Origin of the sequence: Bacteroides sp. 3_1_13 (assembly GCF_001185845.1) — a bacterium.
GTDB classification, from domain to species: Bacteria; Bacteroidota; Bacteroidia; order Bacteroidales; family Bacteroidaceae; genus Bacteroides; species Bacteroides xylanisolvens.
In genome coordinates this window covers 1,764,576-1,779,857 of record NZ_KQ236956.1, presented here as the reverse complement: position 1 = coordinate 1,779,857, position 15,282 = coordinate 1,764,576, and the positions used below count along the sequence as shown (strand labels likewise).

Below are 15,282 nucleotides of genomic sequence, written 5' to 3'. Positions count from 1 at the left end.
AGGTTCAAAAATCATTCATATATGCTTTCTCTAGTGGATGGTTAACACATTTTAAAATCTTAGTCTGCTATTACAGCTAAATTTTGTTTTAATATTGCATTAGAAAACGAATCTAAATATTCAATACTATTATGAACTATACAATTCGATATTATATACTATTCTTTCTTCTTCCTGTTTTTTCATGTGTTTTTGCTCAACAGATGTCCGTGACCACCTTGCCATTGAATAATTATTTGCCTTCCAGTTCTGTTCTGCGTGTTCACTGTGATAAGGAAGGTTTTTTGTGGTTGGGAACAAAAGATGGATTGTGCCGCTATGATGCTTATCGCATACAGACTTTCCGTTCCGGTCTAAAGACGCCGAATTTATTGACAAACAATGAAATTACCTGCATTGCAGAAGATGATAAGGGATTTTTGTACATAGGCACTAAAAAAGGTCTGAATATACTGAATAAACAAACTTATCAGATAATCCCAGTTGAACATAACGATCTTAAAGATCAGGAAATCCGGACAATGATAGTCGACAGTAAAGGATGGCTTTGGATAGGTACACTAACTTCTGTTTTTCGTTGTTCCAGTGATTTTTCTTTTTGCAAAAAGTATGATGCATCTTTGCCCGTTACCAGCGTAAATTCTATTTATGAAGATTTGGATAAGAATATTTGGGTTACCTTGTGGCAAAGAGGACTTCATAAATATGATTCAGAGAAAGATTCATTCGTAAGCCTGCCTAAAATAGGACTCTGGGATAATCCGTTTAAAGTATTTCAGGATTACAAGAGACAACATTGGGTGCTGACTTGGGAAAGTGGTATATATCTGTTTTATCCCGAAGAGAAGCAGGAAATGATGTATAATCATGTTATTGTAGAGAATGAGAACAAATGGGATGAGAGTGGCTGTTTTAGCATTGTTCAGGACGATAAGTATGGATATATCTGGATTGTGTCTACGCAAGGACTTTATGCGCTTCAGAAACGTCCGGGAGATATGGTTAGTAATGTTGATATTTCCCATATATCCTCTAAGTTGAATAATATTTTTAGTGAGATAGTAAAAGATGCATTTGGCAACCTGTGGATTGCTGCTTTTAATGAAGGAGTGTCTATGATTGATCTGAATAAGCCCTTTGTTCAGAACAACTCACTTCCAACTATTCGAAAAAAGACAGGATTTAATGCTAATGTGAAAAATATATACGAAGATGAAGATGGTGATTTGTGGATTAATCAAAACCGTTGGGGAGTAGGGATTCTTAAACCCAATTCAACAGATATCCAGTTTCATACGGATATCCCTTCACTCAAAGGAATATCAAATTTGAAAAATATAAGTTGTATAGCACCTGTTTCTTCTCTTCATGAAGTTTGGTTAGGAACTGAATATGATTCTGAAATTTATAGGGTGAAGAAAGAAAAGGGTAAAATGCAATTACTCGGAATTTTGGATTTAAAGAAATGTATGACAGAGAATCCGGGAGATCCATATTTGTTCTATGAAGATAGTAAACGTAACTTTTGGATTATAACTACCGCTGGCATATTGGTAAAACCTGTAGGAAAGAAAGATATTCAAGATACGCATATCGTATTGAAAGATATAACTGGAATTGGAGAGGGTAAAGACACTACCCTATGGATCAGCACCAAAAAGCAGGGCGTATATACCGCTGTGATTCCTCCTCAATTAAAGTTCGAGAAATCAAGCTTAAAGAATCTGACTTCCGAGACGAATGGTTTGATGAGTAATAATATCACTGCCATTTGTGTAGATGATAAAGGATTAATATGGTTAGGCAGTGAAGAAGGCAGTATCTTTACTTATGATTCTCAAAAGAAGAAAGTAACAGATTTGTCGAATGTGTTTGATATGCTCGAAGAAAGTATCTTCAATATTGTAACTGATCGGTTAGGACATATATGGATTTCTACTAACAAACGTATTATAGAATATGAACCGAAAAATGGAGGTATCATGGACTATTCTACTATGGATGATATATTAGTGAATTCCTTTATGCCGAATTCCTACTTTATAAGCCGTTCAGGTAGAATGCTTTATGGTGGTAATCGGGGGATCACAGCATTTACTCCTTATGAACGTTTATCTGAACATCCCCAGAATATCAAGACAATGATAGCAGATGTGAAAATTGACGGAATGTCTGCCCTTTTGGAGAAGAACAATAATCGTTTTGATTTGAGTAATCAGAGTATAATACTGAATTCTGGAGATAAAAATATCGAAATAGATTTTTCCTCTTTGAATTATGCTTTCCCGGATAAGATAAAATACGCCTATAAAATGGAAGGAGTAGATGATAACTGGGTTTATGTCAAAGGTGACCGGCAATTTGCTTTTTACAATCAGCTACCCAAGGGAAAACGGACTTTTTATCTGAAAGCGACAGATGTGAATGGTTTATGGAGTGAGTATATATCTAAAATTTCGGTATATAAACAACCTGCTTTTTATGAAACATGGTGGGCATATACACTGTATGCCGTCTTTATAATTATATGCATTTATCTTTTTTATCGAAGAATGCAAAAGCGCATGCAATTGCGGCATGAACTAAAAATCGCACAGATAGACAGGGAGAAATCAGAAGAATTGGTACAAACGAAATTGCGCTATTTTACGAATATCTCTCATGACCTGCTGACTCCTCTTACTATTATCACCTGTTTGGTTGATGATGCCGAACTGATTAGTGGAGAGCGGATTCCGCAATTGAATATGATTCGGTCGAATGTAAATAAACTGAAGCGTCTACTACAACAGATTCTTGATTTCCGTAAGGTAGAAAGTGGAAATATGAAATTATCACTATCTCAAGGTGATATTATTCCGTTTGTATCAGATGTTTGCAGTGTGAATTTTGCACCTTTAATGAAGAAGAAAAAGCAGACTTTTGTGTTTTCGGTTGAAGAGGAAACACTGATAGCCTGTTTTGATGCGGATAAAGTAGATAAGATTGTGTCTAATCTTTTATCTAATGCCTGCAAACATACGGATGCCGGTGGTGAGATAAAACTGATGATGAAATCCTATCAGGTTTCCGGGCATCGTCGTCTATGTATTCAAGTGTCGGATACAGGTGAGGGTATTGCTTCAGAAGAGTTGGAAAATATTTTTGCCAGGTTCTATACAGCCCATAAGAAAGATGGAAGCGAGTCCAACGGCATAGGACTGTCATTGACAAAAGACTTGGTAGAACTACATCACGGCAGTATTAAAGTAGAAAGTGAATTGGGCAAAGGAAGCATTTTTACTGTAGATTTTCCTATTGATAAGGATAGTTACAAAGAAAATGAGTTTGCCGTAGAGAAAGTGAAAGAAAAGAAAGACGAAGTCATATTAGATGGTGTGGATTTGGATGAATCTGAAGAAACAGAGATGGGTACACATCAAACCAATGAACATCATTTGTTATTGGTGGAGGATAATGAAGAATTATTATATCTCATGAAACGGATTCTATCCCGGAATTATCATGTACTGATCGCGAAGAACGGAATCGAAGCTTTAGAAATAGTGAAGGAGAATGAAATAGATATAGTCATCAGTGACGTGATGATGCCCGAAATGGATGGCTTGGAATTATGCCGGAATTTAAAGTCCGATTTAGAAACCAGCCATATTTCGGTGATCTTATTGACTGCAAAAAATACGGTGGAAGATAGGGTTGAATGTTATAATGCCGGAGCTGATGGATATATTGCAAAACCTTTCGAATTAAAAATACTCGAAGCGCGTATTAATAATTTTATAAACCATAAACGCAGCAAACAGGAAGAATTCCGTTCCAATGCAGATGCGCAGATTGATGCGTTGGAAACCTCGGTCGTCGATAAAGAATTCTTTGATAAAGTATTTTCCGTGGTTGAAACGAATATTTCCGAAGGTGATTTTGGTGTTGTTCAACTGGCAGATGCGTTAGCGGTCTCCAAATCTTCCCTTTATAGAAAGATGAAAGTTGCTACAGGATTATCCCCGATTGAGTTTATTCGGAATATTAGATTAAAGCACGGCAGCCAGTTGCTGAAAAACAGGTCCATATCAGTAGCAGAGGTTGCCTATGAATGTGGATTTTCTAACCCTAAATATTTTGCTATTTGTTTTAAGGATGAATTTGGGGTGACTCCGAAAGAATATCAGAAAACATTAAAATGAAAAGAATAATCTCTTCAAACATTTTCTCTAAGTGATTATGCGCTGAATTTGAACCCATTTGGTTGATTTCAGTACCTCTGTTTTTAAAAAAAGGATCACTTTTGTCTTTCAATAAGCGAGTCTTAATTTAAATTTCTATATAAATGAAAAACAGAATTTTTATGCTAATCATTTGTCTGGCTTTAGTTTCTTCAGGGAATGCAGCACGACTTATGAATGAAAATCCATTGATTATTTCTACAACAGAAGACTTGGTTGCTTTTGCTAAATCAGTGAATGGGGGAGACTCTTTTCGAGGTAAAACGGTGAAATTGTCTGCGGACATTTGGCTAAATGACACGACAGGTTGGAAAAAATGGGATCGACAAACTAAATTAAAGTCCTGGACTCCGATTGGTACATCGCAAATTCCTTTTGAAGGTACTTTTGATGGAGACGGACACTATATTGCCGGACTGTTTATGAAAGCCGGTTCCGAAACTTTCTGCCAAGGTCTTTTTGGCTTTTTGAGGAGAGCAGTAGTAAAGAATACCCGTATTTGTTTTTCCCACATTATTGCCTATAATTATGTAGGTGCTTTGGCCGGTCATATTTCTTTTAATACTCAAATCTTGAATTGTTCAAACGAGAGCATTGTAGAAAACGACCGTAATTTTTCCGGAGGGCTGATAGGTTTTTCTTCCGGGCAAAACCGTATCATCGGATGTCGTAATTACGGTAGAGTGTACGGTCATCGTTGTGTAGGAGGAATTGTGGGCTATTTTGAAGGCGGGTCTATCTACAATTCCTTTAATAGAGGAGATATTGTCGGACGTTACGAGCATGTAGGCGGTATTATAGGTGAATTTTCCGAACCTTATCAAAAGTCAGTTAAAGACACGGAATTGAAAGAACTTCCCAATGACACTGTAGCCAATTGTTACAATACAGGAACAATAATGGCAAGAGATGTAGCCGGGGGTATTGCCGGACATATTAATCTACATTCTATTCAAGTCTCCACATGGAAGGTGGTTTTTGCCAATAATTATAGTGCCGGGAAAATCCATACCATATATCCTGTTGTGACTGACGGACTCGTAGGTGTATATGCTTATTTTGCTGATCCTGATAATTTGATTATACCATCCGTTGACCGTATCAACCGGGATGGTGCTGCATGTTATTGGAGTGAAGAATCCTGCAAAATGAACACACTTAGGAAGCCACGTTTCGAAGGAAACAAACTTCGCACGGATTCTTGGAATAAAATAATGTACGGGACAATGAAAATACCTGATTCTTTCAGATATTTCAGTGCGGATGAGATGAAGCAGCAGTCATTTGTCGATTTGCTTAATAAGTGGGTAGACAAGAAAGAAGTCTTTTCTCGATGGAGTCTGGATAAAAAAAATGTAAATAGTGGATTTCCTGTTTTTATAAACTAAAACAACACATACACACAAGTCATGACGAAAAATAATATTCTATTGATATTAATTCTGCTTGTAATCGGAGCAGTGAAGGGATATGGACAAACCGGAAAGTTTGATAAGGATTCATTGACGAGTCGTTTCCTATCTCAATTAAGTATATTTCCACAAGAAAAAGTCTATTTACATACAGATAAAGGAACCTATTTGGCAGGCGATACTTTGTGGTTCCGGTCTTATATCGTAGATGCTGCATTGCACAAGCCTTTATGTGATAAATATATATATGTAGAGTTGGTAAATCCGCTGGATTCTATAATATCACAGGCACTGGTACGTTCGGATAATGGAATCTATCAAGGTTATTTGTCTTTGGCTCGTGAACTGGCCGATGGAGAATATACACTGCGTGCTTATTCCCGTTATATGCTGAAAAATGCAAATGAATGTATTTTCAGACGTCCCATTCGGATAGTGACTGTTTCCTGGAATAGAGTAGGTATGAAGTCTCTTTCCCATAACAATTCCAAAACGCCAGATCTGGCACTCACATTCACAACAGGAGATAAGCTGATGATGCTTAGTCAGGCAGAGATGTCGACAAAGAATAGGTCGGATCTTTCATTGAAACTGTCTGATATAAAAAATGGGTTTACGATAGAATGGGACAAAAATGATTGGAAAGGAAATACATCCTGGCTTTTGTCCATGAAAGATACTGATGATAATGTGTATCGTCGTTATCTGCCGGTGAGTACCCGGAATGAAGATTATGATGTAACATTCTATCCTGAAGGAGGCTACCTGTTAAACGGACAAGATTGCCGCATTGCTTTTAAAGCGATGGGGCATACGGGAAATGCGGCGGATATCAGTTTGGATATCGTGGATGAAACCGGAGAGGTCGTTTCTTCGGCTCGTACACTTCATGAAGGAATGGGACTGTTTGTTTTGACTCCCGAAGCGGGTAAATCTTATATAGCTAAATGTGAGGATGAGTTCGGACGGAATAAAACATTCAAACTGCCAGCTGTTGATACAAAGGCTTTATATGGCTTGAGAGTTGATACACAACGTGAAAATTTTCACATCTCTTTATTATCTGTTGCAGACGTGTCTGTGGAACCTCTTTATTTAGTAGCTCACGTTCGTGGAATCATTATAGCATCGGAAGAATGGAAAGAATCTCAAAAGAAATTCCTGTTCCCCAAGCAATATTTCCCCGCGGGTGTCGTGCAGTTTGTACTGCTGAACAAAGATGGAAAAGTTTTGAGTGAGCGTTTGGCATTTTCTGATTCCTATTTTTCTACAGTCTGTAATCTGTCAGTCAATGGATCTCTCACACAGAAAAGGGAGGCCGTATCGGTGAACGTTGGCCTTCTGAATGCTGATAGTCAACCTTTGAAAGGGAATTATTCCGTATCAGTGATCGACAGTAAATTTGCGGCAGCCGATTCCAGTATCAGCATCCTTTCTCATTTATTGCTGACATCCGAACTAAAGGGGATTATACAGTCACCCGGATTTTATTTCAAGAAAGAAAGTTCGGCGACTCGAAACAGTCTGGATTTGCTTATGATGACACAAGGTTGGCGGCGGTATGAATTACCCGAAGTCATTCTGGGGAAATATAAAACGCCCGCATTGGAAAAACATTCTGAAATGGCAATACAAGGACGTGCCGTAACAGCCGGAGGACTTTTAACAAAGTCGAATGATGAACATATGGTTTCTATTTCGGGAACAGGTAGCCTGAAAGGTTTTCAGCAGTACACCTCTACCGATAAGAACGGTTACTTCTGCTTTGACAGTATTGCTTATGTCGATGGAAGTGGCTTCCACATCAGTGCAGTACAGTTGAAAGCCAAAAGAACAGGGAAGATTGAACTGTTTGACTGGGAATCTCCCAAAGATTTACCGCTTTATCCGCAACTCCCGTTGGAGGATGATTCTGTACGTAATGTACAGAAAGCAGATGTGGAGATGATGACCCGCTTGGACAATTTGCATTTCATGTTGCAGGATATTATTGTCAGAGCGCCGATGTGGGGAAGTCGTGATTATCGTGTGTTTACAGACAGAGAAATGGTACGCTATAAAGATATGCGCACTCTGTTAAAATCGCAGGGATTGACTATTTCTACCCTGGCAGAGGAGCCGGAAGATATACGGACACGGCTAAAAGCAGATGAAACACTAGCGGTCAGAGATACATCGTCACTAAGTGGATATGAGTCGGATGCGGTGGAAAGTAAGTCTTCACGCTCGTCGGATATGGTAGAAGAAATGATATATTACGGTAATCAACGGATATTATTATTTGTAGACGATAATTTTTGTAAACCGGATATTCTGGTGAGTTGGATTAACCCCGGTGATGTGGAGAGTATGACATTGGTTAAAGACGTTGACCGGGACCGGGCAAATGCTCTGTTGCGTGGAACATTGAAATGGAGTGAAAAATATTATTTGAATACGGGTCGTGATTTATGCCATGCCTACTGTCGTATTCCTTTCAGCCAGGAAAAGATTGCCATATTGAACGTGACGACAAAAGACGGTTTTGACTCCCGTTGTTTAGGATGGTGGTCGAAGTATTATGATGATATCCAGCAAAGAAATATGCAGAATACCACATTCTATCCTTTAGGCTATCAAAAACCAGTCGAATTCTATTCACCTAAATATGATACGGCGGCAGGAAAGAATAATGAGATACCCGATTTGCGTACCACTCTTTATTGGAGTCCGAGATTGATAACAGATGAACAGGGTAATGCTGCCTTTTCGTTCTATACATCCGATCAGCCGGGGAATTATTTTCTGAATATAGAAGGAATAGCAGATAATGGTGAACTGGTTCATGTCATAAAACCGTTGATGCGTTGATGAAGAATGAATAAAAAGAATAAATATGATTGGAGCAAATAAAGTGGCTTGAATCATATTTATACCTTTTTGAATGATTTTTGGTCATATAGCGTCCAGAAACCGTCTGGTGCGTAAAATGCTTTAATTTTGAACCTTTCTGAATCAAAATAGAACATGTATTGAGAAAAATATGCTTTCATTTGCAGTGAGAGTTTTATGTTATGTATTAATATAATTATAATAATATCTTTAAAATCTAATCAACAGATGAAAAATGCAATAATTCGTTTTTGCGCTATTGTAGCTTTGTTGGGATTTGGAAGTGAAATTAGAGCTGCTCGGAGTGGCGGACATCTCTTTCTTCCAAATGATAGTATTTCCCCGGACGAGAATACGGGGCAAATGATGGAAAATACCGATCTTATTCGTGCAGCTCATGACACGAAGAAAAAAGCGGTGATTTATGCTTCTAAAGATACGCTCAATTTATGGGAGCTATCGCGTTCACCTTATATATCTCTGCAGCAATACTTGAAAGGTACGCTGCCTGGTGTATATGTTCAGGAAACGACAGGCGAACCGGGAACTATGCAGAATATGCTGATTCGTGGCTTGTCCACTCCGGTATTTTCAAAGGGGGATATGTCTTCTGCACAGCCGGTTGTTTTTCTCAATGGCATTCCATTGTTGACAAACGACGCTTATGTATATGGTATTAAAAATGCAGAAGTGAATCCTATCGGTACAGCTACCAATATTTTAGCTAGTCTGAACATGGATAATGTAGCTTCTATTGAGGTAGTGAAAGATGCGGCTCGATTGGCAAAGTTGGGACCATTGGCAGCTAACGGTGCTATTCTGGTGAATTTGAAAGATGGTTATTATGGTGGCAGCAATATGTTCATCCGTGCCAATGGCGGTATTGCCATTCCGCCATCAGAAATAAAAATGACCAATGCGGCCAACGATTACGCTTTTCGTATGCGCTTTACCGATCTATGTGCCACGAACGATCAACGTACTACTTATCTGAACAAGATGCCGGCATGGATGAAAGATTTCCGTGATATGAATTTCTTTGGAGAACCCGATTGGGCAAACGATTATTATAGTATGTCTCCTCTTTATAATTTCAGTGCTTCGATGGGAAGTGGCGGAAGCATGGCCAACTACATATTTATGTTAGGCTATACAGGTAATGATGGAGTAGCAGACAATACTAATTTTAATAAACTGACAGCGAGCTTTGCTCTAAACATGAATTTGACAGATCAATTGGGTGTTTCCTGTTTGTTGAATGTAGCACGTGTTTCTCGTAACGGCAATCGCAATATGCGCGATCGTTATGCCGAAATTGAATATCTGCCGGATTTGACAACTCCTTTGTCTTCCGTATCTTCAGTTTATCGTTCCTATCTTGACAATTATGAAGAATATAAGAAAGACGATAATTTGAATAACCTCTTAAATGGTTATTTAGGCGTGAACTATACATGGGGAGGATTACATGTAGATACCCGTTTGATGATGGATTATAATACGAATGTGCGTCATGTCTTTTGGCCAATGGGACTGATGGAATCCGTAAATTATGTATCTAATTATTCCGGGTACAACCGTCGTCTGATTTGGCAGTCAAGTGCAGATTATAAATTTGATATTCAGAAAACTCATTTCTTGAACATGGGAGCACAGGCGATCATCATGAAAAGCGTTCAACATTATAATTATGCACAAGCGTATGATGGAACAGATGACACCAAACCGTCTACCAATGGTGGTGGTTTCGTCTACATGAGACGTTTTGTCGATAAGATGAAAAACAACATGGTGAGCGCTCTTTTTTCAGTAGACTATAGATATAAAAATCTTTTTGACGCACAAGTCGTTTTTCGTGGAGATGGATCGTCCAATATACAGAAAGACAGTCGCTGGTTGTTTACTCCGGCGGCTAGTGCAAGTCTGAATTTAAAGAACCTACTATTGCAGGACCTGCCAAAAGTTTCAGAATTGGCTTTGCGCGGTTCATGGGCACGGATAGGTCGTTATCAGGATAACAATAGATTTGCAGCCGGTCCGCAGTACACTGGAGAAGAAATGACAAGTCTTGGTCAGCCGGTAACCTCTTCCTACTATGGATGGGCCACAGTAGCTCGTCCTTACAATACAGGTTGGATAGGATATGAATTAGGATGGCCTTATTCAGACAAATGGAATATAGGAGTGAATACTTCATTTTTCAACCAACGTCTTTCTTTAGAAGTGGAATATTATAATAATACGGATTGTGATTTGCTTACAACCATTCCTGTCAGTCGGGAATATGGATATGAGTATAAATATGCCAGTGGCATGAAGGTTCGCAACTCCGGTGTTGAAGTAACACTTTCGGGCAAGCCTTTCAATAATGCCAAAGGATTCTCATGGGATGCTTCCTTTTCACTGGCATACAATAAGAATGAATTGTTGCAATTGCCGGAGAATCTGAACGAACTGGTGATTGGAAATCGCAAATTGCAGGTGGGACATGCTATTGATCAGTTCTGGCTCTATCAGAACGAGGGTGTTTATGCTTCCGATGCCGATGTTCCTGTGAAAGACGGTAAGAAACTGTCTATGAGCTCTATCGAGTTTGCGAAAAACGATCCGAAATGGAAAGACCAGAATGGCGACAATGTGATTAATGATGATGATAAAGTATTGAAAGGTCATAGTCTGCCACCAGTAACAGGAAGTTTTGTAAATAACTTTAAGTTGGGACGTTTCGATTTGGGTATCAATTTGTTCTTTGCATTAGGACATGATGCCATTAACTATCGTTCCTCACAACGCTATAACTTCCTGACATTGGAAAACACACCATCACTCGAAAGTCTGCGCGAAATCTTCTTCTGGCAGAATACCAATGATAAAGACAATTATCCTTTGTACAACCAAATGAGTGGTCTCACACCTTATCGCGCCGAACAGGATTTGTTTTTGGAAAAGCTCTCTTATCTGAAACTTCGTTCGTTGACATTGGGATATACCATGCCCATTGGAAAGAAAGCATACAAAGGAGAAGGAAAGAAGAAAGATGCATCCAAGAAAAAGCTCAAAGACATCTATTTCTACGTTACAGGAAACAATTTGCTCACTTTCACCGGTTTCAGCGGAGATGATCCTGAACTGGTAGAGATGGACGGATATTACAGAGGTTATGGTCAGCCGCTTTCCCGTTCAGTCATTGTAGGGTTGAAGTTAAATTTTTAATCTAATACATAATTAAATATGAATCGATTATTGTACATACAAAGGATGATGAAGCTGTTGGTGCTGGCCGCTCCCTTACTTTTTTCGTCATGCAGTGATTTGTTGGAGAATGACAATGAATTCTTTCATGTCGCTACGCAGGAACAGCAATGGAATTCACTGACAGATACACGCTCCGCAATGTTCGGTGTCTACGGATTGATGCGAACAGCGTTGGGTGAGAATAATACTTTTTGGGCTACCGGCGATCTTCGGATGGGTGATTTCACCGTACGGACTCGTAGTGACCTGCAAGCTATCAGAGACAACAAACTGGACAGTCCTTTTGAAAATATAAAGAAAATATCCGATTGGACACGTTTTTATAAGGTAATCAATGCAGCTTGTCTTTTCATCGAAAAAGCCAAAGAAGTAGTGGAAAAAGATCCCGCTTATTCGGAAGTCAACTATACATACGATGCGGCACAAGTACGTGTAATTCGTGCTTTAGCCTACTTCTATATGGTCCGGATGTGGGGAGATGTACCTTTGATTACCTATTCTTATGATAATGGCAGTTTCCCGAAAGTGGCTCGTACAGATGCCGGGATCGTTTTAAATTATGTGATAAGCGAACTGCGTGAGGCAGCCAAACTGCTGCCGGAGCAATTGGGAGCTACATCAGACAAGTATTATGGGTTTGATGCTAATACGTGGAGAGGTGTGCTTTTGAATCGTTATTCCGCATATACGATTTTGGCGCATGTGGAAGCTTGGAGAGGCAATTATATCGATGCTGATATTTATTCTGCACAGGTGCTGGATAAAGTGCCGGATTTTATCAAGACCATAGAAGTTCTTACAACAACATCGAATCTGGTTAGCTCTAAAGGGATTTTTTATGATGATTATAATGCCGACTATCGTGCGGCCCGCCTGGTGTCTTTCAACTATAAATATACCAGCAATCAGATAAACGAGGTGGGAACTGACGGACATTTGGAATCATGGACATTGGCAGAACCCATTGTGCGGAAACAGTTACCCGATATTTATCTTTCCAAAGATACATTGGTAAATATGTTTATGTCAGGATATACTTCGGACAATCGGTTTGGGCTGAATGACCTTACTACTCCCGTCGCATATTATGAAAATTACATTACCGGTTTAAGTTTGGAATATCCGATCTTCTCAAAGATACAGGTCGTTACCGGTAGTGAAAATGGCTCGCATAACTTAGGAGTTTACAGTTCTTCTATCATCTTCTCCCGACTGGCGGATATGCAGCTGTTGCGTGCCGAAGCATTAGTTATTCTCAATCGTGTGTCGGACGCCCTGTCGCTTTTGAACGAACTGCGTGATATGCGCAATCTACCGAGTCTCTCTTATGCGAAGAATTTGGATAGCGATCCTAAAAAATTATTGAAAGAGATATTTCAGGAGCGCCGTAGAGAACTGATAGGTGAAGGACACCGATGGTATGACCGTATCCGTGAAGCCCGTATTGTCGGAGACGACTGGGAAATGATGACGCTGATAAATAATGGAGGAATTTATTGGCCGGTGAGTGAAAACGTTATGCGGGAGAATCCGGCTATCGAACAAAATGATTATTGGAAACGATAAAAACTCAAGATACTATGAATAAGTTATTGACTATTACATGTAGCCTGGCAGTCTTAGCACTTTCTTCATGCACGGATTTTTCCGTAGCAGATGTCGATCTTTCAGGTTCGAAAGGGGTGGGAATGACCCGATATGACGGTACCATCTATGAATATTTGAAAGCAGGCGATCCTGAATTGGGACTTACTTTTGATTCGTTGATGTATTTTCTGGATTTGCCGGATGAAGAAGAGGACGCGTTAGGAATTCCGTTAGAACTGAATGAATTGCGTCGGGCTTTGAAAGATGAGACAGGACAATGTACATTGATGGCACTCCCGGATTCTTGTTTCAGAACAGCTTTAGAGTCATTGAACAGATATCGTAAATTGAACAAACTGCAACTCACTGCAGAAGATTTGGATGAAGATGCCGGTGAGAAAGAGTCATACGCTGTTGGTGAACTCACTTTAAAGAAATTGTGGAATTACCAAAAGAGACTTGAGGCGCCAGTGTTGGATAAGGAAGGAAATCCCATATATATCGATTATGAATATAAGTCACAAATGGATTCATTGCTATGTCGCTATATGGTACCGGGCTTGTATGATACTGAACAGTTGTCCACATCATCTTCTGTTGAAGGTCAGTTTGTTCAGGGACTCCATTCCTATCGCATGAGTCTGTTTTACAGAAGGCTGCCTGCCAGTGGATTTATCAATGGTGGTCCCAAAGACATTACTTTTTATGATATGGGCAATACGTTGGATAAAGACAAATGGGAACCCGCCAAAGTCTTGTGGACTGATATATATGCAAAGAACGGTGTGATTCATGTGATGGTTCCACAACATGAATTCGGATTTGACAAGTTTATTCATTACTTCAGAAATTTAGGCCATGAAAAATATTAAAGAAATAAAAAGACTGGGATGGATGGGTGCGTCGTCTGTCTTACTGCTGGTAGCGGGAACGAGTTGCATGGATAACTTTCTTCCTGAAGAGAAAGACGCTTTTGACCGCGATGTGAATTTTACGACAACGCTGTTTACTCCGACAATGGGGCATACGACATTCTATACGGGTATATTTAATAGTGCACAGTCAACATTGCCTTTGACTTGTGAAATAACGGATATGATGCACTATGATGGAACTCCGGCACCCGAACTGGAAGAGTATTATCCGGTGCGTGTATGGAAAAAACCATATTTGGGTACAGAGCAATCAATTGATGAGATTAATGCCAAACGGGGTACGGAATATCGTCGTCTGTTCGATGTCCGTAAGAACAGTGGAGAAATAGTAATGTGGAGTGAGGCCAATTCAAGTATACTACGTTGTCAACCCGATTCCGGATATGTATTCAATATGAAGATCAGTAATTCCGGTGGTTTTAAGATCCAGAAAAAAATGAGATTGATGCCTTTTCGCGAAGTTGATTTCGAACCCTCTATATATGATCCTGAGACAGGGTTGGCTATAGCCGAATATGTAAGTGCGGAGAGCTCCAGTATGAGATATGAAGATTCGGGTGATTCTTTTGGTTCTGTCAAACTTGTGGAACCGAGAGACATTCACATCTATTTTAGAGAGAATAAGGATAAAAAAGATCCATCCACTTCATTATCCGTATCATTCTACGACCCATCCTGGAATGTCATTAGTCCGAGTCGCTTCAATGAGACCAACTGGAAGAACATGTTTCAGGCAGGTTTCCTGAAAGAAGTGAATTCGAAAGAAGTGATATGGGATATGGCATATCCATTGCCTTTGTTCAATGGGAAAACGACATATACAGATTCCAGCGGTCAGAAAGCAAGTGTCCAGTTTAAAACCAGTGTTGTGACTAAATATGGTTACCGACGTTATTACAATTTTAATTTCGTGTTCGCTATTTATAAAGAAGCGCATTGGGAGATATTGGTTCATTTCGCTAAGGGGATGCCTCAGTTGGCAGATTGATTAATCTTAAA

The 15,282-nt window shown here is 39.4% G+C and carries 7 protein-coding genes; all 7 read left to right on the top strand.

Features of this window, described 5'->3' with window-relative positions; all coding sequences use genetic code 11:
- Positions 1–131: 131 nt before the first annotated feature.
- The 7 genes from HMPREF9009_RS19705 (at position 132) to HMPREF9009_RS19675 (ending at position 15,271) form a co-directional block, all read left to right on the top strand.
- The gene (locus tag HMPREF9009_RS19705; protein ID WP_049703073.1) at positions 132–4,184 is read left to right on the top strand and encodes a hybrid sensor histidine kinase/response regulator transcription factor; all 4,053 of its coding nucleotides are present in this window, start codon (positions 132–134) and stop codon (positions 4,182–4,184) included.
- 143 nt (positions 4,185–4,327) lie between these two features.
- A complete protein-coding gene (locus HMPREF9009_RS19700) occupies positions 4,328–5,611 on the top strand; it encodes a hypothetical protein (RefSeq protein ID WP_049703072.1) in 1,284 nt (427 codons plus the stop codon).
- Positions 5,612–5,632: 21 nt separating this feature from the next.
- A complete protein-coding gene (locus tag HMPREF9009_RS19695) occupies positions 5,633–8,485 on the top strand; it encodes a hypothetical protein (protein WP_049703071.1) in 2,853 nt (950 codons plus the stop codon).
- Between the two features lie 249 nt (positions 8,486–8,734).
- Positions 8,735–11,719, top strand: a complete 2,985-nt coding sequence (locus HMPREF9009_RS19690) for a SusC/RagA family TonB-linked outer membrane protein (RefSeq protein ID WP_049703070.1) — start codon at positions 8,735–8,737, stop codon at positions 11,717–11,719.
- Positions 11,720–11,737: 18 nt separating this feature from the next.
- Entirely contained in the window at positions 11,738–13,327 is a 1,590-nt protein-coding gene (locus HMPREF9009_RS19685) for a RagB/SusD family nutrient uptake outer membrane protein (RefSeq protein ID WP_049703069.1), read from the top strand.
- Between the two features lie 14 nt (positions 13,328–13,341).
- A complete protein-coding gene (locus HMPREF9009_RS19680) occupies positions 13,342–14,220 on the top strand; it encodes a fasciclin domain-containing protein (protein WP_049703068.1) in 879 nt (292 codons plus the stop codon).
- Positions 14,207–15,271, top strand: a complete 1,065-nt coding sequence (locus tag HMPREF9009_RS19675) for a DUF5007 domain-containing protein (RefSeq protein WP_049703067.1) — start codon at positions 14,207–14,209, stop codon at positions 15,269–15,271. The genes HMPREF9009_RS19680 and HMPREF9009_RS19675 overlap by 14 nt, the downstream gene beginning before the upstream one ends.
- Positions 15,272–15,282: the final 11 nt, after the last annotated feature.

Coding starts and splice junctions, on each gene's coding strand:
- HMPREF9009_RS19685 (WP_049703069.1), top strand. CDS start 11,738: ATGAATCGATTATTGTACATACAAAGGATGATGAAGCTGTTGGTGCTG.
- HMPREF9009_RS19700 (WP_049703072.1), top strand. CDS start 4,328: ATGAAAAACAGAATTTTTATGCTAATCATTTGTCTGGCTTTAGTTTCT.
- HMPREF9009_RS19695 (WP_049703071.1), top strand. CDS start 5,633: ATGACGAAAAATAATATTCTATTGATATTAATTCTGCTTGTAATCGGA.
- HMPREF9009_RS19705 (WP_049703073.1), top strand. CDS start 132: ATGAACTATACAATTCGATATTATATACTATTCTTTCTTCTTCCTGTT.
- HMPREF9009_RS19680 (WP_049703068.1), top strand. CDS start 13,342: ATGAATAAGTTATTGACTATTACATGTAGCCTGGCAGTCTTAGCACTT.
- HMPREF9009_RS19675 (WP_049703067.1), top strand. CDS start 14,207: ATGAAAAATATTAAAGAAATAAAAAGACTGGGATGGATGGGTGCGTCG.
- HMPREF9009_RS19690 (WP_049703070.1), top strand. CDS start 8,735: ATGAAAAATGCAATAATTCGTTTTTGCGCTATTGTAGCTTTGTTGGGA.